Raw genomic sequence first — 23,676 nt, 5'->3', positions numbered from 1 at the left:
TTAATCAATGCTTGGTAAACAAACAGTTATTCCAGGTGTAGGACCAACACTTATTGGTTCTCCAATGATTTTGTCTGAAATTGGATCAAATATTATAATTTGACCATTTCCAATAATTCCAAAACCTACCCAAGCTGTTCCTAATATTGTTCCACCTGAAGGTCCTTTTAGATATGATAGACTTGGCCCCATATCACTAATATAGCCATATCTGCCATCTGAACTAAAAGTTACGCAAGTAGCAGATCCAGCTGTCTCAATTTCTGAAATTATAGTATCGGTTTTAGTATCAATAACTAATACTCCTTTATCTCCTAATAATGTAACATAAAGTTTATCTCCATTAGGAGATAGTGTAGAGGTAAATGCCCATGAGTCATCTTCTCTATTGTTTTTTGTAGAAATAGATTTTATAAGTTTCCATTCCTTAATGTCTATAACTCCTATAGAACACACTACATCTACATATAACTTATTTCTGTCTGAAGAAAATGTATACCAAGCGGGTAATGTTCCCCCTGTAAATATAGGTTCACGAATTGTTTCACCATTTTCTGAATCATAAACTCCTAAAAATCCATTTGCAAACCCAATATAAAGATTACCATCTGGCCCCCCCATACAAGCTACAGGAACATCATAGAAATTAAGACGTCTAATTATTTTGTCTGTTTTTGTACATATCACTTCTACACTTTTATTGTTCTCAGAAACATATAATTCTTTACCATCAATTGATAGAAATGTACCAAGAGGAACTCCGTTTATGATAATTGATTTAACGGTATTTGATTGCCTATCAATCACCGATATAGTAGTAGGTATTAAACCAAAGTTATCGGTGTAAATCTTTTGGCCATCTAATGTTGCTGTTAAAACTGTAGGTCTACTTCCTAATGGTAAGATTGGTGTGTCATTGATCGGAATATTTTTTATTATTTCATTGGTGTTAATATCAATGACGATTACTTCATTTAAGTGAGCTAATGGAACATATAACTCATTAGATTTCTTTATACTTTTCTTCATTATAATATGTTTAATTTGTTCTCCACCACCATTGTATTGATTTGATGTCTAAATGTATGTTACCTGAATCTTTAAAATTTGAACTTGACTTTAAATCTGGTATAATTTTGTTAGAAGTGTTATATCTTTTACATGTTTTACCAAATATTAAATTACCTGGGATCATTTGTTCTAAACTATTTAAGTAGTCGTATATACCATTATTCTCTGTTTTCATAAGTTTATCACGTTGGTTTACATAACAAAATAATATCTGATTACGTAAATCTATAACCTGATTTAATGAGCTAATTATACAATTGTTTTGGTACTTTTTATTAACCAGAGTTATTATGTTGTTTCTAATGTTTTTTTCTTCATACTCTTTATTATATGAGTAAATATCATTGTCTATTACTAAAACTAACAATATAGAATTAATCAATACTTGAGTTAATCCAGGTCTTTTTTCATTGATATTCGGTTCAACTTTGTTAATGCATTTTATAATTGAATTTGCGAAATGACCTCCTCCGTTTGTGGTCCTCATTAAACAATAGTCATCAAGAATTGTTAATGGATTACTTATATCTAAGAAAGATTCCCATTCTGCTACTAATATGAAATTAACAATTTCATTAATTATGCTGTTTACATAAGTTATTTCTGACCATAGCTTTATTCTTTCTATTACATCGTTTAATGCGTTTATTAGCTTGTGTATAAGTTCATCATTACCGATGTTTTCAAAATAAATAGAATTATAAAGTGTGTAGGATTTAATTTTAGCTACCAGTTTATGCAAAAAATAGCCAACGTTAGACACCTCTTCTTTCTTTATTTTTTTTTCAATAATTTCATCCAATAAACATACCCAGTTACACAAATCAACTATATCTTTTTCTTGAAATGACTTTATATTGGGATAAAATATTCTGACATGATAACTTCCTGTTCTAGCTAATGACAGTGCTTGAGTCTCATTCTGTACTAATTTAAATTTTAAAAGCCAATCCTTATATTCGTCAATTTTGTCTGTTTCTTTTCTGTGTTTTTTTAGAGCAAATGGTAAGTATACTTTATTTGGTGTTGGATTAAATAGCTTAATATCTTCCATATGTTTCTGATTTATAATCGAATTTTTCAATATACATTCTCTTAAAAATTATAAGTTTACATTCTCTGTTTTAAAATAGCTATGTAGATAGCAGAGCAATGTAGGATTAACTATTAAGAGAAGCATTTTTGTAGGCAAATAATAAATAAGTACTGTTCTGTATCTTTATTTTATTTTTTGCATGAATTAGAGAGAAAAGAGGTTTCAATCAATTAGAATATCAAATAATTAGTTTTATTTATAGAGAGAATTAAGAGCAGATATATCTCCACTACTCAGACTATTACCTACAATAATAGGCATCATATTGTCTTTTCGTACTATTGTATAATATGGTGCTGTGTCGTGAACTCTTACTGAAGAATAATTCATAATTGACTCATAATCAAATGTCCCTTCAAGCCTTCCACTTCCATCGATAGGCTGAGTATAAAATGGACCATTATCAGGATGAAACAGAATATATTTATCTCGGTCAGGTCTAGTAAATTCATGTAACAAACCTAAAGAATGTCCGAGTTCATGAATTATGGTCACTAAATCTGCACTTTTACCTATTCTAACATTTTTTTCTCCCATTCTTTGCTCATAACCAATAATTTCTACTTCTCCTCCTGAACTGTATATATGATTATCACTTATTTTAAGGTAATCCCCATTCCCTTTGCTTTCTATAAATGTAATTTTGGGAACTTTGCTTGAGATGTGATTAATCGCTTGGGTTGTTAAAGATTTAACTCTTGAACTGATGGAAGGAGCCCATTGATAATATACCTTTCCTTCTGGCCAAGGTTTATATTTTAGAAAACCTTTTGTGTTTTTAGAATAATATTTTATTACTTGAGCTCTAGTCATAAGAAGATCTCCTCCTATAATATATCTATCTTTTTGAGTAGCTGATAATGGTACTTCAATGGTTCGCCCTTCAATATTAAATGTCTCAGTTTCTTGATAATTATAATATTCTTGGTTAGTTATCTGTTCAGATTGATGAAAGTTAGCCTCTCTCTCACAGGAAATCATTCCTAAAGCAATTCCTATGAATATACTTAAATTAAGTCTCAATTTCATATTTATGGTTTTAAAAGTTTATACTAAAATTAGTGTAGATTTATTTAGTCTTATCGTAAACAAAATGATTAACTATACATTAACATGAGGTAAACCCGTGTAAAGCTTAATAGTTTTAAAAACAATTGATTACAATAAAAAAAATGTATTGTTTGTTAATGTTTGAATTATTAATGTGTTAAAGTTTTAAAAAACACATTTTTGTATAGCCTTGCTATCTACATAGCTATTTTAAAACATAAAAAAACCACCTGAAGGTGGTTTTATTTTATAACTTTAATATTTGTTTAATAGGTGTAAATTCCTCTGTCTTTTTAATACGGTTCGCTATTTCCAATACAGCACCTATTTTAAAATTTGACATTTCTTCACCGTTTTCGGTTTTAATTAAAATGATATTACCAAATAACATAGACGTAAGTGGGTCTAACTTCATTTGGTTCATAGCTTTTACCATTACTTCTGGCGAAGTAATAAAATTATTTAAACTGGCGTGGTAATCACTTGGTAAATTCTTGCTTTCTCTTGCTATAAGTTTTTCAAGACTCATTTTGCCTAAGCCTACAAACATTTTTTGATTGTAAGGAGTTCTTATAAAAATAGAATCTTTACCGTGATTATTAAGCTTTACAATACCATTTTTCATTCCTTTTTTTAAAGAACTTAAACTATCTAATAATCGTGAATAGGTATATTCTTTAATATTATTCCCATCAGCTTTTAATTTGACTGTATAGACTTTCAAAATTGTAGCATCAAAATCAGAGATTATTTTTTTATCTACTAATTTATCTATCTTATCATTTGAGTATTTGCCTATCTTATCATTTAAAAATGACTTATCAGATTGAGCATTTATAGTTAAGCCAAATAATAAAGTAAGTATTAATATAAATTTCATTATTCAGTTCTTTCAATTTTCATTTCTAAATCTAAGATGATTTCATTTACTCTCTCCCTAGTTAGTTCTCCATTTATCTCTGGGTTTGCTATTTCAAAAATGTATTCTTGTAAAACATCTGTTTCAAAATCAATATCGTCTCTACATTCTATCAAATTTGCCCATTTTACTAAGCTTTCAAAAGTAACTTTATCCTCAATACTTTTTTTAAACAAAGTAACAAAATCAATTCCTTTAAGTACTATCAAAGATTCTTCAACATCCCAAGAATAAGGAGAAAGTTCTTTCTCTAAAAGAGATAAATCTCCATTGATTAGAATAATATCTTTTAAAATTTCTTTTCTATCTCGCATACCTTAGTGTTTAGCTTTAACGTGAATAACTTTTCCGTCTGGCGCATAAGTTGTCTTTAACATTCTAGTAGTTTCTCCTTTATTATTTACCCATTTTTGATATACAGCTTTTGAACCAGGTACTTTACCTGGGGAAGTTGCTTCAAATAGATAATTCCCACTATTACCTAAAGGTGTCATAGTTGCATTTGCTTTAGAGTTTGAAGGTGCTTTTTTGACAAATCTTCTAAAATTACTTTCTATTGCCGCTTTATTTACATTAACATTTGCTCCTCCTGCAAGTACTGTAGCCACATAAAGATAATATTGAGGGCTTGATAATGCTTCTTTCCACATTCCACCCAAACCACTAAGGTCTCCTTGGGATAATGCTATAGTATTTTCATCTGGAGCATACCCATTTATATAGAAAAGATTTGCTGCTGTAGTATATATAAAAGCATTTTCTTGAAAGGCTCCTACACTTCCTGCAGCAATTATATATTCTAATCTATTACCTCTTGCTGCACCATAAGCTACAATCTCTCCATCTTTATAATATGGTGTTAAACTATAGTCTCCTACAGTAATAGCTTCATTTGCCCTACTTTCATCATAGTTCGGTAAAGTGTTATTATATTTTGCAGTTTCATATAATTGAACTGATGGACAATCATCACAATCAACTGTTGTTCCATTACTTCCAGAAAAAGTTCCATCATTATTGTTTGTGAATGTAGTAGTTCCATTACCAGCTGCGTTCCAAGCATCATTTATAAGTTTGGTAGCATCAGCTCCACTAGGGTCTGACCAAACTACAGGATTATTATCAAAAGCATTATATGGTGACGAAAAGAAGTGCGTAACAGGATCTAAAGAAGTAAATCTTGCGATAGCTGGGTCATATTGCCTAACATCCATTTCGTAGATATTTAAACCTAATGCTTCTTCGTGTTCTACTCCATTAAATGTATGATAATTATTTTCAGCGCCGACAATAGTATTATTGTAACCCTTGTGCTGTAACCCAAAGGGATAGTAGTTTACGCGATTTTTTTTAGCGTATCCCTTTTTTTAGCCTATACCTAGAGCTGCTAACTTATTTTTTTAAGAACGTTCCTTCTGCACCACCTTTTACATACCTAAAATAATGATTTGTATACGATCTGCACTACATTTTTCTGTATCTACAAGATATATTGCGCCACCCCACCACTAAAGTATATCATAAAAAAACCAGCTATATCTCTATAACTGGTCTTTATATTTATTTTATCTGCTTATTCATATGAAAGTCCGAGTCACAAACTCGAACTAGCAACATATTATAACCCTACAGGAATTTATTGCTCTATTTTCTTGAGTTAATCGTGATGTAACACGAATCATTTTCATCTATCAGACTAACTTCAATATCTTTATTAGGAAATAGTATTTTAAGATTTTGTTCCCAACTAATCTTTAATGATTTCCCTAATTCCTTAATTTTGCCAATTGATTGGTTTGGGCTATTAATATGAAATAGATCTTTTAGTTCATATAGATTACACATTTTTTCTATCTGCTTAATTTCCCCGTTAAATTCTTTATACCAATCTTCGAAAACACCTTCATCGAAACGGCTTTCTAATACAATACAACCTCTATACTCTATAAATGTTGGGAAGTATAGTTTAGAAAAAGCAATAGCTGCATTAATATCATAACTAAAATTTAGATATTTTTCAACATTCCAATCATCATTAACTTTTTCAAAATCTTTAAAGTCTGTCAAGAAATTCGTATCTATTTCTAGTATGCTATTCTTTATTTTATTCTCCATTATAACCTGGTATTTCATTAGATGTTGCTTTTCTTACTTTATATCCGTTCTGGAATTTTTCTCCCGTTTTAGGGTTTATATTATAACTAGGTTCTTTAACATTAGGACGTGGTATATCTCCATGATCTTTACCTGTACCTCTATATTCCTTAACTAGTTTACCATTTTCATCATAAGTACTATACTTGGTAACATTTCCATCTGAATCTCTAGCTTGTATTTCACTACTATTAGGCTTTCCTTCTTGTTTAGGTTTGTTTCTTGAAGGACGATTACTAGAAGAAGAACTACTGTTAGCATCAGCTTCCATATTGTTCTTAACATTATTAGCCATAATAGTACCAATACCTATTTCTGTTAATCCTTTTGCTAATAATGTACCACTAGCTGCTGCTGCTGGTCCTGTTGCAATTGATCCACTACCTGCTGTAGCCACTGTTGCCGCACCAGAAGCTACTAAACCTGCTGTTCCTGCTGCTGCATTTGCAGTACCATCTACAAGTAAAATAACAGAAATTGCAGCAGATGTACCATTAGCAGTATTAACTCCATTTCTAAATGCTTGGGTATTTCCTCTACTTCTAAGATTGGTTCCAAAAGTATTATCTACCATACCCGCTAAAAAACCTTGTAACTCCTCACAACACATCTCTACCTGATTTCCATCAGGGTCAATATAAATTATAGGATTATCTAAGGCGTAAGTATAAGGTGATGTAGAATAGTATTTCTCAGCTAGAGCATCTGGTGTAAACCATCTTCCTGTTGCTGGATCATAGAATCTTGCTCCATAATCAAGAGTTTTAAAATCAAGTTCATTTTCTTCCTCTTTCCCATTATACCCATAGCTATGCTTTCTCCCTGTAATCAAGGGGTTGTATCCGCGATGTTCAAGCCCAAAAGGATAGTAATGTTTCTCTTCCTTTATCACAATCCCATTTTCAGATCGATCCGATAAACGAATATCATCCAATTCTACAGTAGAGACTTCTGTATTTGCCTCAGACAATCCTATCTTCACCAAAATAGAAGCTACCCCTTCATTACGGATTGTATAGGTTTTATTATGAGTCCCACTACCAACATCTCCTAAGGATTTCCATCCCAAACTCACTGAATTTCCATCTAACTCCTGGATAAGAATTCGCATCTTATCTGCTTCATTAGCCATCGTTAGATTAAAGGATAAGGTCAATTGTTGCCCCTTGGTAAAATCTCCATAAATACGTTTATGGGTACCGCTATACATGTTTTTGACATCAATATGCAACTTTTGATCTACTACCTCTAAGGCACCTCCTGTCCAATCACTACTTCCCTGATCAAAAACATCCTGGATATAGGTTTTTACTCCTGCATATGACAGGCGTATATTCCCCAGGTGATCTTTATACTGATAGGTATAATCATATCCATTGTTCCCATCAGGTTCCACATAGCCTTCCGGATGATTAAAAAATGTTAACCTTCCGTTTTTATAGATGTAGTTCCCTGCATAATCTGTCGTTGTTAAAGAACCTCCCTCTGTTACCGTTTTTCTTAACTTGGTACCAGCGGCGTCGTAAATATAATTAATATTTCCTTTTCCTGCCAGCGTTATCTGTTTAGGTAAATTTAAATGGTTATACTGAATCTCTGTAATTCCTTTATTGCCATCCCTGGTCATATTCCCATTGGCGTCATAGGTATAGTCATCCTCTGTATTGGTCCCATCTGTAAACCCAAAAATTTTATTTCCGCTATCCGTTACCTTTAGTAATTTGTTTCCTCCATTATAAGAATACACTAATTTATCCATTGCTCCAAAGGCAGTGGCTGCTGCATTGGTATGCCCGTTTCTGGTAAGGGTCTGGATATTCCCATTCTTATCATAGGTAACTCCTAATAGGTTATAACTTCCTATATTGGCATATCCGGCAGTGATCCGGTTTAAATCATCATACTGATAGGAATAGGAACGTTTGGTGTTGTCACTGGCAGTTTTCCAGAGCGTCTCGCTGATATTTCCATTGTATAACCCATCAGCTCTGGAAGCATTTTCGGTCACCCTGTTATAATTAATCCCAAAGGCAAACAGATCTGATCCCAGATTGTTGACATCATTAATCCCGGTAAGCCATCCCCGTACATTATAGCTGTAATCTACTGTTTGTAATTCGTTCCCTACCTTTTTAGCGATGAGTTGCCCTAACTCATCATAGGTATTACTGGCAATGGTTTCTGTATATGTTCCAATGCTTTGTTGTTGGGTAAGCAAACGTCCCATATGATCATAGGTAAAGACATCCGTTGTTACAATGGGTGTATTATTCCCTTTGGTATGTGTAGTTTTCAAACGCAGTACCTTGCCTGTAAAATCCAATTCATACTCCATAATATCAATGGTATTCAGATATGGGTTTACCGTTTTGACATAGATAGGTCTGGCTTTATCATCATAGTACGTAATGGTGGTAATCCAGGCGTCTGTATCCAGTACTTTTACCTTACTGGCTGTGGCTAAGGATTTTGTTTTTGTCGTACTCTCTACTCCATAAGTCGTTACTAAGTGGGTATTGGTGAATCCCTGATAGGTATCGTAATACTGAATGGTCAACAGTTCCAGTCCAGTGGTAGGAAAATTGTCATTGGAATAATAGTTTTCCTGATCCACACTGACACGGGGTGTTTTTCGCTCGTAGTTTTGCTGTGTGGTTTTATCTTTAAAGAGCCTGCGTAACTGTGTTACTGTCTGATCCTGTGGGGCAGTATAGCTACCGGTATAGACCACTCGATCAAAAACATCGTATTTGGTAAACAACCATCTATTCGCCGCTCTGAGCAAACTGTCCTGTGTCAATACCGGTCGGTCCAGATTGTCATAGACAATATACTCCCATCCTTTTCCGGGAATTTTCTTTGTAATCAGCCGGTTGCGATAATCGTAGGTATATTGATAACACAGTTCTGCAAGCTCTGTAGCAGACACCCCGTCACTAACATCTACCTTGGGGGGTAGTACAAAACTTAAATTACCAAATCTATCATATACATAATAAGTATCATGTGCTTCTGATGCAGTATAGGTTCTTTTTAGAACTATCTGTCCCTGCTTGTTTTTATATTCTCTGGTGGTATGATTATCTCCATCAGCTCTCGTCCAGTTTTCATCTTTGATAATGGTAACCAGCAATTGACTGGGAGCATAGTTTCCATTTTTACGAAGTACTGGTTTTTCAGTATCCCCAGCTGTAAATGTAACCTCAAACAGCGGAATATCTGCCTGATTTGTTGTCCAGTCAGTTTTGATGGTATGATCAGCTGCCATGGCACTGATCTCACTGTTAGCTTTCCAGGCTGTTCCCGGAGCTGCCTGTTTGATCACCCGGTTTATAGGAGAGGCTTCAAAAACACTTTCTGAATAAGCATTAACACTAGTGCCTGTAAAATCCTGCGGGTAGTTACTTTTATAATATGCATCAATATCTGTAGCCACATTCACCGTTTTATAGGCTCCGGTAGCAGTAGTGGATACAAAGGGTAAATACTGTTTGCTCTGTCTTCCATAGCTGTCATAGGTAATATGTGTTACAATATCCTTATGACTGGGAGATTGCCCGATCCCGATTTGCTGAATCGGACGCCCTAAACCATCAAAATAGGTAATCTGTTTAATGGATTCGGCTGTGTCCGTATTACAATTGCTGTTTTCCAGATTTGCAATTGTCACTGCAAACTGAGGGGCAATACTATAAACATAGTTCTTATCAGAGAGTGCTTCCTGTGCCTGAATACTCAAGCTAATCAGTACTGTTATTAAAATTATAATCTGTTTTTTCATTTGTATTGTAGCATTACTAAATATTAATGTTGATCTCCTGTATTTCCATCACCTCCTCCATTATCAGAAGATACACTCCCTATGACTACCATAAGATTCCTTACTTGTTGTCCGGTAAGCTTATCTGTTACTGTTGCAGTAATATTATATTCATGAGTTCCTGTTTCGAAATTGGAAAAATGAAATTGGCTTCCTGAACCTGTTCCCAAAACCTTGGATGGGCTTATACTTTTGAACGCTTTCCAGGATACTTGAGTGCGAGATCCTGATCCTCCGGAAAGACTGGTTACTTGAAACGATACACTTGGATAAGTGCCCGATACTGAAGTAGCAGATTGGCTGGTTCTCATAATCATTTTAGGATACACCTTTAAAACAGGGGAATTAGAACTCCACTTATAATTCTCATTTTGCAGCTTTAAATCAATAACCTTACATTTAATGGTATAAGTTCCTGAATTAGGAAAATTATACGAATATGAGGTCGAGCTAGCACTTTGTTTTACGTTATTTACATACCATTCAATTTTTCTCGATCCTGATCCTCCTGAGATATTATTTACCCTAAAAGTAGTGTTGGTTCCTTGATTAATATGAGTTTTCGTTGCACTTACTGTTGGGGTGCTTAAAGGGGGATAAGCATATATCGTTACACTTTCTTCTTTAGAATGATCAGAAACTTTTTTATCAATCACTCTAAATCGTATGGTATAAGTTCCTGCAGAGGCAAAAGAATGAACTAACTTAACTCCTGTATAGGCTTGTAACGTATTATTAATATACCATTGGTAACGTCGATGCCCAGACCCTCCTGCTACATTAGAAGTAGGGAAACTAACAGAGGTTCCTTTAGTAAAATGCCTGTGACTGGGGTAGACTCCGGGAGTAGCCAAACTATTATATACGTTTACTTTTTTAGTTGTTGTGTTTTTAGTATGACTAGCTACCTTGGTATCTACTACTTTTAGATATACAGAAAAAGCTCCTGTAGTAGTATGGGTATAGGATAAGGTTGTGCTATTGACATTTTGCAAACTGTTGTTTACATACCATTGATAGGTATAGCTGCCTGATCCTCCACTAATACCCGAAGCGGTATAGGTTACCTTAGTCCCTTTTATAACTTCTGTTTTGGAAACTGTTAGTTCAGGGGTACTAAGGGCGTTATAGGTGTACACCTTTTTGACTGCACTATTTTTAGACGTTCCTGTTTTTGTGTCTGTTACTTTGCAATACACGGAATACGTCCCTACTGTACTATTAGAAAAATCAAAACGGGAATCGGTATCATGTTGCAAACTATTATTTACATACCACTGATATTGTAAGCTACCTGAGCCTCCTCCACTGGTAGTAGTAAAGACAATTGGAGTTCCTTTAATGGTATGTGTGCTACTGGCTGTCACTACTGGTGTTTGTAAAGCAGGATAGGCTATTTGTATATTTTTAGAAACCGTTTTTGCTTCTTTGGTTTGAGTGTCTACTACTTTAAGACGTATCTGATGATTTCCTTGCTGATTAAAGGTTCTGTTGATCTGTGATTGCACCCCACAGGAAACCTCTATATTATCCACCCACCAGGTATAGATAAAACGTCCACTGTTTCCATTTCTTGATACTGATGCTGTATAAGGTATTGCCTGCTCTGGTTGCCCCTGAGTTGCTCCGTCAATAGCAATACTAAAAGCCCCATAAGTAGCTTCCTTTTCTCCATCATAATTATATGAATATTTTTGAAGCACATGACCATTGTGATCCTCAGTGTAGGAGAGTCTGTTAAAAGCATCATAGGTATGATAGATCGTATTCCCTCTGGGATCAGTGATACTGGTAACTCCTATAAGCGGGTCATAGGTATAGGTAGTCACCATGGCATCAGGAAATTGTTCTCTTACATTGTCAAGCGCTTCTCTAAGGAGTTGTTCTTTACAACCTGGCTGACGACAGTGATCTGTATCAGCATTTGATGCTGTTTTTAGGCTTGCTATATAAGGAGCTATATCATTATAGCTCGCATTTTCGATTTTAGCAACAGGAAGCTGATTTTGGTATCCCCAAATAAGTACTTGAGAGCTTCCATTTTCTCTGGAAACTTCAATTGGATTTCCTGTCTCATCATATCGATGGTATCGCAGAGTTACTACGGCTTCTTTATTACCCTTGGCAACTTTAGTATAAGAGGGTAACAAAAGACCATTTTCCCAATTTTTAAATTCAGTACTTTGCGTCTGTAGCAGCTCATTATTCCTAGCAGTGCTAACTTCTATTGCAGTACTAATTCGATTTTGATGTCGTAATGTATTATTAACCGCCCCAGCCTTATCATATGGATATAAGTAAGTTGAACTAATTTCATTGTTCTGACTATCGGTAGTAACTTGTTTTTTTAATTGCCCATATGGCCTATCATAGGTATAAACAATATCTTTGGTAATGGTTTGACCATGATGTATTTCTTCTTGTTTTGATGTAATAACAGGGTATAACTCGGAACGATTTACGTAGCGAGTATATTGAGAATTATTAAGTCCAGAAGAAGCAGTTAATGGGTGCCCGGCAGCATCAAAGGTATACCTTACTTTACCTGCTTTTAAGTTATATGAATTCAAATGACTTAAGGTTCCCGTATAACGCTCTAAAGACTTATATATATTGGAGATTTTTCCATTTATCTCAAATGTATTCCCGTTTTTTATATAAGATTGTTGCTGTAATGTCAACCCTTTTCTCCAGTTTTTTTTCTCTGTAGGAGCATAAGGAAAACTTTCTGTTACATCTGTTGCTCCTGAAAAATAGAATCGACTTTTAAGTATTTCATTATTATCGTTTACCAATTGCTCTTCTACAGTAGTATATAATACTGGGCTGCCTATATAGGTGCTTAACGGAATAACACTGGAAGATAATCTTCTGGTAAGATTACAATCCATTTTTGGTCTACCATGAGGGGTTAAGTCCGGAAGATAATGATGAGATTCTTTGTTTACAAATACAGGTTTTGAAAGATTGATCCCTGAAGAGGTAACCCCATCTTCTTTCAGATACGAATACCGTTTAGTAGTACGCCCTCCCTGACTATCATAAGAATTTACTTCTTTAATTCTCAATCCTCCAAAGGGAATATTAATCACTTCTGGTTCCGCAGCAGGAGTCCCTGAATAATATTTTAATAGCACATTGGCTATAGCTCTTGGCGTTCTATCAGGGTTTGAGGGAGCTGCAATTCTTTCTAGCCTAACAATCAACTCGTAATCTCCAGGTTCCAAAGTATATAATGTTTGATCTTGTTGTTTGGTAACCGGCTCTTGTTCTGCCGAAGAAATTTCCGTTTTATAGTTGCAAGTTCCATTTCTCTCGCCTGTACAATGTACAAACATACCTGCTCCAACTTTTTTAAGTTCTACTGAGGCCAGAGAATACCCCATAGAAGTGTGCAAATAATAACCTAAACTAACTTTAATAGCTCCTCCACCTGGAAGGGGCTTGGGGGAAAAAGGAACCCTAATCGTTTTATTTATATTTTCATCCAGCGCATAACTATCTGAGGTAATAACCTCATTTACAGAAAAATCTAAACGGGCTTCATTTCCTATTTCTCCCGTATCTAGTTTTCCGAACACCTGATTCTGTTCATATATAAACTCTGAATACCCTTTGGTAGGATAGTATATCTTTTTCAAAGCTCCTTGTTGAGTATTGTTAAAATTAGGAGATCGATTGGAGTTTTCTGAAATAAGGCTACCAGTATTATTAGTACTACCACTATAATATCCCCAATAATCTTGCTTATAATAAGCAATATCAGTTGGAGGATTACCATAATATTCAAAACGATAATATTCTTGATATTTACTGACTGAATTTTTTCGCCTATTAATGGTGGTAAGGACTTTTCTCGGAGAGGTCTTATTATTATATCCTAAAGTATATTCCATTACTTTTTGCCCTATAGAGTTAGTAATGGTTACGGCATCTAACGTGGTTAAGTTTTGATTCAATGTTACGCTGGAAGGAATACTATAGGTAAGATCGATAGTCTCTGAAGGAGTAATAATTTTACTTGGTAAAAGCCCTGAAGTCTGATTATCTGAAAAAGAGTGAGAAACACTGTTTAAGCTACGTTCCTGTACACAACGTTGATAATCTGGAGAACCAATATCTACTAAAGTCCAGGTATCAGCATGAGTTCTCTGTCGTACCCTATAGTTTTGGTATTGAAAAGTAATAGTTTTGGTATTTGGCAATTCTATTTTAGTGATTACCCAAGCAGAAGGGTATATAGTGATTGTAGGCTCTGTAGCGCTTAAAGTTTCAATCTCAGTAGTTTCTTGTAGTTCAAAATAATATATAATCCCTGAATCATCAATAAGCTTAAACCCTCCATTATTAGGTAAACGAGTAAGTTTGTAGTTTTTATAGGGAGCAAAAACAGCTTCTCCATTATGATTAAAGTAAAAAGTAGCTGATAGAGAACCTACACTGATCATATATTTATCAGATTCTGTATCCCATTTTCCTGCTGCAGACTCGCGTATCAACACCCCAAGTTCTTCTGAGGACATATTGTGAGAATTGGTATGGAATTTATGTACTTTTTCTCCTATCTTATTAGGTCCGATATATCCTAGTTGCGACTCATCTGCAAGTCCCCGAACCTGTCTAGTAATCATTCCTTTACCAGAAAAATCCCAACCTAATCCTGTTGCCCCTGGAATCTCATCCACCATCAACCCAGAATAGTTATAGGACAGTGAAATCGGCAAACGAAAACCTGCTTCATTAATGGTGTGCAATGGAATTGTATGATTTATTCTTCCAGTAGAAAGATTAACAGGAATCTCTCCATATTTTCCTAAGCTTGCTGCTTCTGGAGAAGTTGGAAATATTGCGGGAGGCTGTGTAGTAGATTCTCCTTCCTGAGAAAAAGCGATAATTCTTAGCAAGAAAAAGAGTACTGTTGTAATTAAGTATTTCATAAAAAATGTTAATTAAACTAATGATATTAAGTAGTTAGGAACACTTATCATCAAAGCAAAAAAGACACTGCTTACCTAAAGTGTACGCAAATATTATATTCATTAAAATATAGTGTAACCAATAATAAAAGAAATCGAACTATATCTATAAAATCCAGCAATTTTTCGGTTGCTGGCAAGTCTTGCTTCTAAACTATACCTATCATATTTATAACCAAGACCTACCACAATATTACTTCGACTGTTAACCTTAGTCTCTCTAATAACACGTTCGTTTATAATTTCTTTATAGCTGGAATTAAAATCGAAATCAGTAACAAAGGCTCCACTAACAAAAAAACTTGATTGATCATTGAGATACATATAATGCCGTAAACCTATAGGTACTTCTATAGAAGTATAATTCAGTGCATATTTTCTATTTTGAGTTCCTAAAACATTTGTTCTGGTTTCCTTTGCTTCTGATTGGTAGGACTGATAGATAGGTTCTAAGAAAATTGACCATTTGTTTTTATAGAAAGGAAAGACAAATTCTGTTTCAACACCAAACTGAAAACGAACTCCAGTGTCAAAATCTTCTAATTCAGATGCCTTTGTGCTATTTTGAAGATAATAGTTTCTATCTTCAATAGAAATAGAAGGAATGGAAATACGAGGTCTAACCGTTATATTCACATCCCATTTTTCTATTTTATCAGCTAGCTCATAGGTAAACCCTTCATTTTTACACCTATTATATTTAAGAAAATAGCGAACCAACTCCTTTTTTTTATAGTCAAGATTAGCAGCGTCTTTTTCATTAATATCAGGACAATTCAACGTATTTAACAATTGTTGCCTAAAATAATTATTAACCCCAACCTTCCTACTATTTAATGTATTATCTGAAAGTCTTATCAAATATTCTTTATAAATTAATTGTTCTATATCGTTATTTTCTTTTTTAAAAAAATAAAGATTTAAATTTCCTTCTCTAAACAAGTATAAAGAAGCTTTTCCTTTCATTAGTACTTTTAGCAACAAAGTTTCTTCTGTAAATTCAGGGCTCCTATTTTCTGTCAAAGAAGAAAGGTCTCTACCTGATCTATCTATTTTTACATTCGCCCTTATATAATGTTGATTTCCTACTTTAAAGGATTTAAAATCATTAATAGAAAGGGAGGTATCACTGGAATCTTCACTTATTTTATATGCTATTGTAGCAGGGTTATCATGCCATTCTTCGTTTTTTATAAGGCAGTCTATTTTGTCTCCCTGATTGTTGATATAATATCCTTTTTCGAATTTTATTTGGGCTATTCCATTTACTCCCAAAATAGTCATGAATAATCCTAAAGTAATTTTTTTCATTATTTGATGATTAGGCCGGCAAAGATATACGCTAAAACCGTAATATGTATTGAAAAAAATACTTTTTTGCAGTAGTTGCAGTAAATAGTTCGCTGACTATCAGTATACATGAGATTAAATAAGAAATAAAACGAGAGTATTAGAAACTAAAATAGACTTTACATGATTAAAAAAAACACTCTTTAATTTTAGGATATTTTTTTGAGTAATCTATCTTACCAACAGTTTTCTAGCCTACGACAGGAGTCGAACACTTAGAGACAAGTAAATCAATTAGTTAAAAAATAAAAATAGAGGAGACCTAACAGGATTGAGTTCGAACTAAAAAAGAAATTAAATTACTGATTTTCAAACAAATAAAAAGAGATAAATTTAACATTTATCTCTTTAAGTGACCTCGGCAGGATTCAAACCTGCAACCTCTTGAGCCGTAATCAAGTGCACTATTCAGTTATGCTACGAGGCCGTTTTGCGGGGGCAAATATAGGATGTTTTATTTATCAAACAAAACTATTTTTGTGTTTTTTTGAAGTAAATAATATGGGGTTTTGATTTTCAGATTGGTATCTTTGATGCGCTTAATCTTAGAACTATGGAATTTAATCAGTTAATACGTGATATACAGGATTTTCCCAAAGAGGGCATCCTTTTCAAAGATATAACCCCCTTACTCGGAAACCCCAAAGCACTGGTAGCTGCAGCAGATCGATTAGCAGCAGTGAGCCCTGAAGGAATATCGATTGATAAAGTGATCGGTATAGAGGCAAGAGGGTTTATTTTAGGCAGTATGATAGCAGAACGCCTGGAAGCCGGTTTTGTTCCGGTAAGAAAAAAAGGGAAACTGCCATTTACAACCAAACAAAGACAGTATGGGTTAGAATACGGAACAGATGTGTTGGAAATTCATACAGATGCGATTCAACCTGGGGATCACGTGTTGGTACATGATGATGTATTAGCTACCGGAGGAACGGCAAAAGCAGTATGTGAATTGGTGGAAGAGTTAGGAGGGATCGTAGTACAGTGTAATTTTATAATGGAATTGACATTTCTCGATGGAGGATCAAAATTAAAAGCTCCGATTCAATCACTTTTACAATATTAAAAAAAAGAGGTAGCTGCTCTTGCATGCTACCTCTTTATCGCTATGAGAAGTTTATATTAAATATATATACTTACTTTTTTAAAGTGGCGATAATAGCGCCGTCTTTGGCTTTATCCCCGTAAATACTGATGGCGGTAGCAGGTTTCAAAAAATCTACATCCTCCAGTTTATCTTCTTTGGCATATGTGTCCAATGTTTTAAAATTACTTTCTTTCCCGTTAATAATGATTAGTTTCTCTACAGAAGGGTCATCTCTAAATCTGTATTTTGGACCTTGATGTAGTTGCTGAAAAGGATGCATTGCCTGTCCGTTAAAGAAAGCTTCCATATCACCTTCTTCGAACTGCATGGATTGCATAATCTGATCTTTTAATTGTTGTATATCAATAGCACCATTTCCAAAAGGAAAACCTCCATCTTCATTATCAAAGTTAAAATCAAAAGAAAGGTTGTGTTGTTTTAATAAACTATCAATTTTTTTTGCTGGAATTCCCGTATGTGATTGATTGCGAAATGAGGCAATGTCAAACATTCCGGTGCTGGTGATATAAAGATTTCCGTTTTTGTAACCCAATTCGATATCTGGAATAGGTTGGTTTGAGGAGGAAGAATAGTGACTTTTGGAACTTCCTTTTTGGATAACAATATTGATTGCGGTAATCAGACCTTCTTTATTGAAGTTTATTTTTTTAATGATTAACTCAATATCATTTTCTGCAAGAAATGCTTTTAGATCATCCAGTTCTTTTTGTGTCGTTTTTTTATTGATAATCGCTGTTATCTCATTCTCATTAGAAATGTTTTTGGAAACCGGAAAAGTAGCAATGCGATTAAAAGCAGAAACAGAAAGCATTCCCATTAAGCCGACTCCTATTAAAATCCATTTTTTCATACGGTTGTTTTTTATAATTCTAAGATATCAAAAAGAAAAGAGATAAAAAGTGTATCTATCTTCTTTACAGCTTTAAATACGAGCGGGTTAAAAAGATGTTGCAGATGCAGAGAATAAATAGTTTGTTTTATACACTTTTGAGATGTAAAAACATAGTGTTAACTTGTGTTAGAGCCTCTTGGTCTGCCTATTATTGATGTAAAGCCCGTTTAGTCACATAAAGGCGCCAACCAAAAATAAGGAGTTGAAATTTTGAAGCCTTACTGAGATCAAGTCGTTTTTTGGTGTAACTGGGGAGTAGTGTCTTGTTGATCGCTGCCAATATTTTAAAAAAAGAGGATTTCATGAGAATGTGTTTAGGTCGATTAGTTGTGCGATATTAGTACAAAATTTAAATACTATTCAGCAACATACGTTTTTTATCTCTGGAAATGGAAAGTGTTTTTCCATCACTCATAATAATATGCCCACCATCATCATTACATAACAATTTTAGGTAGTGAATATTGATAAGGTTGGATTTGTGAATTCTGATAAAATGAGGGTGACTTAGTTTTTCTTCCAAAAATTTTAAGTTTTTCGATACGACAATCTGCGGCTGATCTCTAAGGATGATTGATGTGTAGTTTCTTTCTGCAATACAATACATAATATCATCTACTTTAATCACATGAGACCCTCTGGAATCTGATAAAATAATTTGAGCCGGACCGTTTTGTGCATATATTTTTTGTAAGTTTTCAATAATCTCATTTTGAGAAGCTCTTTCTTTTTCTAGTATCTGAGCAGTTTTTTCTACAGCCTCCTTGAGTTTAATAGGATCTACCGGTTTTAACAGGTAATCAATGGCATTGTACTTATACCCTTTTAAGGCATACTCTTCATGAGCGGAGATAAAAACGATTTTAAAATTACTGTAATCAGCATCTTCAATAATAGTAAAGATATTGTTGTTACCAAGCTGGATATCCAGAAATACAATATCTGGAGTTAATTCTTTGAATAATTTTTTTACAGAAGCCTCATCTTCTCCTTCTCCGATGACTTCTACCATTGGACAATAGGCGCTTAATAAAACCTTTAGGCTGTTTCTAGCCATTTTTTCATCATCAATGATAATACATTTTAATTTCATATTCATAGCGTACTCATTTAATGATAGGAAGATCAATAATAATCCGGGTTCCTATCGGGTTATTTTCTGTATCATATAAATCATCAACATGCAGAGCTGTCTCTTTATAGCCGATTTTTTTTAACAGATTAATTCTTTCTGAGGTATTTTTTGAAGCAATCGATAAATGTGCTTCTCGTTTAAGTGTATTGAGTTCTTTTGATTTTTCTCGTCCGATCCCGTTATCTTCTACAATGCATTGCACAAGATTCCCCTTTTTTTTGAAATGGATCTTTAGTATCTTTTTGTCCTTATGGCTAAGTCCGTGTAGAATAGCATTTTCTATATGTGGTTGAATAATCATGGATGGGATTTTTGGATCCATGTTGATTAGTGTTTGGTCAACAGATTTGTGTAAGATGAACTGATTGTCGAATCGCTCATTTTCAAGTTTAATATATGTTTCCAGAATTTCCAGTTCTTCATTGAGTTTGATAAAAAGGCTATCCGCATTAAATAAGGTTTTTCGAATCAGCTGAGATAAAGAACGCATGTGCTCGCTGGCCTGAAATTTATCTTTTTGCAGGATAAGACTCTGAAGGGTATTAAAGGAGTTGAATAAAAAGTGAGGATTCATCATAGATTTTAAGGACTTGAGTCGGGTAAGGCTGATTTCTTCATTTAGTTGAGCAATTTTTAAACGGCTTTTTTGATAAAAAGCCAGAAATATTAAAATACTAAATAGACTAAAAACCCCGGTGGTAATCGCAATAATCCTAATGTTAGAAACCTGCTTATTGGTTTTTATGTTTTTTTCCTCCAGTGTACTGATAATTTGATTTTTTTTCTTCAGGACACGATGGTATTCTGTTTTGGCTAGTTCTTTTTTTATGTTTAATCGTTCAACTTCTTTGACATAGTTTTCTTTAGCTTTTAAGTAGACGTTCGCCTTTTTATAATCTCCTTTTATCTCATAAATTTCAGCAAGATCATTTAAGCTATATGTATTAGAAGCGGGGTGATTCTGAATAACTGTATCGATAGACCTATTGTAGTATTCAATGGCTTTATCATATTCTTTTAACTTGTAATGAAGCTCTCCAAGGGTGTGAAAAAAGAAAGAATCAAAAGAGTATAATTGACTGTGAGAAGTTTTGTTCAGATCGATGTTTTCTGCTATGATGCGTTTTGCTTTTAATAATTTTTGCTGTTTGATATAACCATAAGCAATATTGTTAACACTCGTTTTGATGTTTTGCTGTAAGTGAGGACCGCTAACGGTTTTTGGATCTATTTTTTTGAATTTATCCAGAGCGATACTGGAGTAATATACCATAGAATCCAAAGTTCCTGTAGTATATGTAGCGGAGATATTCAGGATAGAAGTAGCGGTTCTGTACTTGTTATTTGTACAATAATTAAGAGATTCGATATAGTTTTCTCTGGCAAGTTTATACTCATAGAGCTCTGATAGTAAAAGCCCCTGACAAATTAGGATTTCCCATTTCAGATTTTTGCTATCACTGTTTTGTGATAATTCCCGGGCTCTTTTGAAATAATCCAATGCTTCCAGGTATTGTTCTCCTTTGTGGAACTGCTTTGCGATCATCATATGTGTTTCTGCCAGACAATCGATATTTTCTTTCTCTCCACAGTAATCCAGTAGAGAAAAAAGAGCTTCAGTATCTGTATTTGTCAATTCGTAATGAACCTCTTGTCTTAGTAATCGTAAGCTGTATTGAATATATTTCTTTGCATCATTCCTTTCTTTGGCATTGTGTATTTTTTTTCTTAACCGTGCCTTTGCAGAATCGATTTTAGTGTCTTGAAGAGGAAATGAGTAAAAGTTTTTAGAATAGGCTGTTTGGAAAAGGAAACACCCTATAAGTATATATAATAAAGTAGAATAGTGATTAGTTGACACTTTTTTTGGGGAATTTATGACAAAATTACGAATTAGCTAATTTAAAATTAAATTTAGTTAAAAAAATGTTGTTTTGTTGTTAAAAAAATGTGTTTTGTGTATTGTTCTTTACCGTTGGTGTAGTCTGATTAGTATTTTTTTTTGATCAATCCTAATATTGTAGTCATAAACAAACTCAATATCTAATGAAAATAACAAAGTCAGTGAAAGCGATGGCTGTTACAGCAATCGCAGCATCCATGATGGTATCATGTGAAAAAGATGCCACAGCGAATTTTACACCAGAAGAATCCAGGGAAATTTCTAAAGAAGTAATAGCAAAGATTACCGAACTGCATTATAACCCTAATAATGTAGAAAAACGTATGATCACAGATATCGATGGGAGCCAGGAAGAAATGTATGTTATAGAAGGTGATATTTTAATGTCGTATGATCAATTGATGGGAATGGAATTGCACGGAGGAATAAGAAATAAACAGTATCGAACTACTAATATAGTAACCGCAACAAATATAATTCGAGTAGTTGGATACACGGGAAACAATCAGTTTGGGTTAAGTAATACAGCTCAGACAGGGTTGCGATATGCAGTAGATAATTATAACAATGAGAATTTAAGTATTCGATTCGAATTGTCTTTTGGAACAAGCTGGGGACCTAATGATATTCTCGTATATGTAGATAATAGTATTAATCCGAGTCCTAACCAATCATCTGGGATTGCAGGTTTTCCTAGAAATGGATATCCTTTTACACGGGTAAGGATTAATAATCGAGCAAATACTGGAGAAAGTAACCAGCAGTTAGAACATTTGTTAGCACATGAAATAGGTCATTGTGTAGGATTTAGGCATACGGATTGGGATACAAGAAAGACATGCGGAGAGAACAGTAATGAAGGAGTCTCTAATGACGGATTGGTGTATATTCCTGGAACAGCGGGACCAGGAGGAGATGCGAATTCGATCATGAATGCATGTTATCCGTTTAATACAGATGGCGAATGGAGTCATTTCGACAGAGTAGCCCTTAACTATTTATATTAATACATAGCGTGTACGACGTATCATAGTTAAGAAAAAAAAGCAGTAGCCGATTGGGGGTTGCTGCTTTTTTGTTTGGAAGAATTTCCATTTCAAAAACGGCTGATCCGGTAAGGAAAAATAGCTTTTCTAAATCTTGTCTTTTTTGAATAAAAGAATAGTATCTTCGCGGGTAAATTAGTTACTATGTTAGGAAGTATTTTATATGTCATTATAGGATTGGTTCTTCTGGTTGTGGGAGGCGAATTTTTAGTGCGAACCTCAGTTGCGTTGTCTTTTAAATTACAATTGTCCAAAATGGTTATTGGATTGACGGTTGTGTCTTTTGCGACCTCGGCACCGGAATTATTAGTAAGTATACAGGCTGCATTAGATGGATTGTCAGATATGTCGTTAGGAAATGTAATCGGTTCTAATATTGCCAATATAGGATTAGTATTAGGGATTACTGCGCTGATTGGTCCCTTGGCAATCGATAAAGATTTCTACAAGTTTAATTGGCCTGTGATGGTGTTATTATCACTGGCATTATATGTATTTCTTAATAATGATGGGGTTTTATCTCTGTTAGAAGGAGGTATATTATTAGCCTCTCTGGTTACCTATTTGTATTTGTTGATCAAAAGAGCAAGAAAGTCAGGGGGAGAGGAAGAAGTAGAAGAAGTTGATGATGCGTTACGGCAAGTATCTAATTTTAAAATTGTCATATGGCTATTAATAGGAGCAGTTGCATTGTTTTATGGGTCTGAGTTGCTGGTTGATGGGGCTAAGGAAATAGCACAAAGCATGGGGGTTAGTGAAGGAGTCATTGCTGTGACATTAATAGCAGTAGGGACCAGTGTCCCCGAATTGGCAGCTTCTGTTATTGCTGCATTAAAACAAGAGAAAGCCATTTCCTTGGGAAACCTGATAGGGTCCAATATCTTTAATATAGCATCTGTATTAGGGATTACAGCTTTGATTCAGCCTATAGAAGTAAAAGATGCAGCATTGATTGATGTGAATATTTTTTGGATGCTTGGTTTTGCGATCGTGTTATTGCCCTTAGCTTTTATTCCTAAAAAAATGGAATTAAGTCGTCCTAAAGGATTATTGATCTTTGCGGCTTATTGTATTTTTGTAGCCTTGGTTTTTGTGAAATAAACCACCTTGGATCTCTAATTGTTAATAATGAATCTTAAGGCTTGGTCCTATTTTA

At 34.1% G+C, this 23,676-nt stretch carries 16 protein-coding genes, 1 tRNA gene and 1 pseudogene; 3 read left to right on the top strand and 15 right to left on the bottom strand.

The window, feature by feature from the left end:
- The 11 genes and pseudogenes from HN014_RS01185 to HN014_RS01135 form a co-directional block, all read right to left on the bottom strand.
- The gene (locus HN014_RS01185) at window positions 1-1,029 is read right to left on the bottom strand and encodes a YncE family protein (RefSeq protein WP_217704355.1); all 1,029 of its coding nucleotides are present in this window, start codon (window positions 1,027-1,029) and stop codon (window positions 1-3) included.
- A 10-nt stretch (window positions 1,030-1,039) separates the two neighbouring features.
- Window positions 1,040-2,125, bottom strand: a complete 1,086-nt coding sequence (locus tag HN014_RS01180) for a hypothetical protein (protein ID WP_176027082.1) — start codon at window positions 2,123-2,125, stop codon at window positions 1,040-1,042.
- Window positions 2,126-2,359: 234 nt separating this feature from the next.
- Complete coding sequence (locus HN014_RS01175; protein WP_176027081.1) at window positions 2,360-3,196, bottom strand: M12 family metallopeptidase; 837 nt, start codon at window positions 3,194-3,196, stop codon at window positions 2,360-2,362.
- A gap of 268 nt (window positions 3,197-3,464) precedes the next feature.
- Complete coding sequence (locus tag HN014_RS01170; protein WP_176027080.1) at window positions 3,465-4,097, bottom strand: hypothetical protein; 633 nt, start codon at window positions 4,095-4,097, stop codon at window positions 3,465-3,467.
- Window positions 4,097-4,450 (bottom strand): hypothetical protein, encoded by a 354-nt coding sequence (locus HN014_RS01165; RefSeq protein ID WP_176027079.1) that lies wholly within the window; start codon window positions 4,448-4,450, stop codon window positions 4,097-4,099. The genes HN014_RS01170 and HN014_RS01165 overlap by 1 nt, the downstream gene beginning before the upstream one ends.
- 3 nt (window positions 4,451-4,453) lie before the next feature.
- A pseudogene (locus HN014_RS01160) lies at window positions 4,454-5,458 on the bottom strand (RHS repeat-associated core domain-containing protein); the annotation flags it as partial.
- 322 nt (window positions 5,459-5,780) lie between these two features.
- The gene (locus HN014_RS01155) at window positions 5,781-6,269 is read right to left on the bottom strand and encodes a hypothetical protein (RefSeq protein ID WP_176027078.1); all 489 of its coding nucleotides are present in this window, start codon (window positions 6,267-6,269) and stop codon (window positions 5,781-5,783) included.
- A complete protein-coding gene (locus tag HN014_RS01150) occupies window positions 6,241-10,071 on the bottom strand; it encodes a DUF6443 domain-containing protein (protein WP_176027077.1) in 3,831 nt (1,276 codons plus the stop codon). Before HN014_RS01150 ends, HN014_RS01155 begins: the two co-directional genes overlap by 29 nt.
- A 23-nt stretch (window positions 10,072-10,094) precedes the next feature.
- Window positions 10,095-15,047, bottom strand: coding sequence for a PKD domain-containing protein (locus HN014_RS01145; RefSeq protein WP_176027076.1), 4,953 nt, complete (start codon window positions 15,045-15,047; stop codon window positions 10,095-10,097).
- Window positions 15,048-15,149: 102 nt separating this feature from the next.
- Window positions 15,150-16,397, bottom strand: coding sequence for a hypothetical protein (locus HN014_RS01140; protein WP_176027075.1), 1,248 nt, complete (start codon window positions 16,395-16,397; stop codon window positions 15,150-15,152).
- Window positions 16,398-16,789: 392 nt separating this feature from the next.
- Window positions 16,790-16,863: transfer RNA gene (locus tag HN014_RS01135), tRNA-Arg, on the bottom strand.
- Window positions 16,864-16,989: 126 nt separating this feature from the next.
- Between HN014_RS01135 and HN014_RS01130 the strand changes: the two genes are divergently transcribed.
- Window positions 16,990-17,502, top strand: coding sequence for an adenine phosphoribosyltransferase (locus tag HN014_RS01130; RefSeq protein ID WP_176027074.1), 513 nt, complete (start codon window positions 16,990-16,992; stop codon window positions 17,500-17,502).
- A gap of 70 nt (window positions 17,503-17,572) precedes the next feature.
- Here the strand turns inward: HN014_RS01130 and HN014_RS01125 are convergent, their stop codons facing one another.
- From HN014_RS01125 to HN014_RS01115, 4 genes are all read right to left on the bottom strand, one after another.
- Window positions 17,573-18,394, bottom strand: a complete 822-nt coding sequence (locus HN014_RS01125) for a hypothetical protein (protein ID WP_176027073.1) — start codon at window positions 18,392-18,394, stop codon at window positions 17,573-17,575.
- 190 nt (window positions 18,395-18,584) lie between these two features.
- The gene (locus HN014_RS22575) at window positions 18,585-18,740 is read right to left on the bottom strand and encodes an SsrA-binding protein (protein ID WP_254884069.1); all 156 of its coding nucleotides are present in this window, start codon (window positions 18,738-18,740) and stop codon (window positions 18,585-18,587) included.
- A 45-nt stretch (window positions 18,741-18,785) separates the two neighbouring features.
- On the bottom strand, window positions 18,786-19,535 hold the full coding sequence (locus HN014_RS01120; protein ID WP_176027072.1) for a LytTR family DNA-binding domain-containing protein: 750 nt from the start codon (window positions 19,533-19,535) through the stop codon (window positions 18,786-18,788).
- A 7-nt stretch (window positions 19,536-19,542) separates the two neighbouring features.
- Window positions 19,543-21,432, bottom strand: coding sequence for a histidine kinase (locus tag HN014_RS01115; protein WP_176027071.1), 1,890 nt, complete (start codon window positions 21,430-21,432; stop codon window positions 19,543-19,545).
- A 185-nt stretch (window positions 21,433-21,617) separates the two neighbouring features.
- On the opposite strand from HN014_RS01115, the gene HN014_RS01110 reads away from it, so the two are divergent.
- Together HN014_RS01110 and HN014_RS01105 are read left to right on the top strand one after the other, a co-directional pair.
- Complete coding sequence (locus HN014_RS01110) at window positions 21,618-22,481, top strand: M57 family metalloprotease (RefSeq protein ID WP_176027070.1); 864 nt, start codon at window positions 21,618-21,620, stop codon at window positions 22,479-22,481.
- A 183-nt stretch (window positions 22,482-22,664) separates the two neighbouring features.
- Window positions 22,665-23,621 (top strand): calcium/sodium antiporter, encoded by a 957-nt coding sequence (locus HN014_RS01105; protein WP_176027069.1) that lies wholly within the window; start codon window positions 22,665-22,667, stop codon window positions 23,619-23,621.
- Window positions 23,622-23,676 lie beyond the last annotated feature (55 nt).

The sequence above is a fragment of the Aquimarina sp. TRL1 genome, assembly GCF_013365535.1.
GTDB classification, from domain to species: domain Bacteria; phylum Bacteroidota; class Bacteroidia; order Flavobacteriales; family Flavobacteriaceae; genus Aquimarina; species Aquimarina hainanensis.
Note: the sequence above shows the minus strand (reverse complement) of the source record. Positions and strands in the feature narration are given on the sequence as shown.

Bases quoted from the DNA above. Each gene is read 5' to 3' on its own strand.
- HN014_RS01150 (WP_176027077.1), bottom strand. From the start codon at position 10,071: ATGAAAAAACAGATTATAATTTTAATAACAGTACTGATTAGCTTGAGT.
- HN014_RS01145 (WP_176027076.1), bottom strand. From the start codon at position 15,047: ATGAAATACTTAATTACAACAGTACTCTTTTTCTTGCTAAGAATTATC.
- HN014_RS01130 (WP_176027074.1), top strand. From the start codon at position 16,990: ATGGAATTTAATCAGTTAATACGTGATATACAGGATTTTCCCAAAGAG.
- HN014_RS22575 (WP_254884069.1), bottom strand. From the start codon at position 18,740: ATGAAATCCTCTTTTTTTAAAATATTGGCAGCGATCAACAAGACACTA.
- HN014_RS01140 (WP_176027075.1), bottom strand. From the start codon at position 16,397: ATGAAAAAAATTACTTTAGGATTATTCATGACTATTTTGGGAGTAAAT.
- HN014_RS01170 (WP_176027080.1), bottom strand. From the start codon at position 4,097: ATGAAATTTATATTAATACTTACTTTATTATTTGGCTTAACTATAAAT.
- HN014_RS01110 (WP_176027070.1), top strand. From the start codon at position 21,618: ATGAAAATAACAAAGTCAGTGAAAGCGATGGCTGTTACAGCAATCGCA.
- HN014_RS01120 (WP_176027072.1), bottom strand. From the start codon at position 19,535: ATGAATATGAAATTAAAATGTATTATCATTGATGATGAAAAAATGGCT.
- HN014_RS01180 (WP_176027082.1), bottom strand. From the start codon at position 2,125: ATGGAAGATATTAAGCTATTTAATCCAACACCAAATAAAGTATACTTA.
- HN014_RS01105 (WP_176027069.1), top strand. From the start codon at position 22,665: ATGTTAGGAAGTATTTTATATGTCATTATAGGATTGGTTCTTCTGGTT.
- HN014_RS01165 (WP_176027079.1), bottom strand. From the start codon at position 4,450: ATGCGAGATAGAAAAGAAATTTTAAAAGATATTATTCTAATCAATGGA.
- HN014_RS01155 (WP_176027078.1), bottom strand. From the start codon at position 6,269: ATGAAATACCAGGTTATAATGGAGAATAAAATAAAGAATAGCATACTA.
- HN014_RS01125 (WP_176027073.1), bottom strand. From the start codon at position 18,394: ATGAAAAAATGGATTTTAATAGGAGTCGGCTTAATGGGAATGCTTTCT.
- HN014_RS01175 (WP_176027081.1), bottom strand. From the start codon at position 3,196: ATGAAATTGAGACTTAATTTAAGTATATTCATAGGAATTGCTTTAGGA.
- HN014_RS01185 (WP_217704355.1), bottom strand. From the start codon at position 1,029: ATGAAGAAAAGTATAAAGAAATCTAATGAGTTATATGTTCCATTAGCT.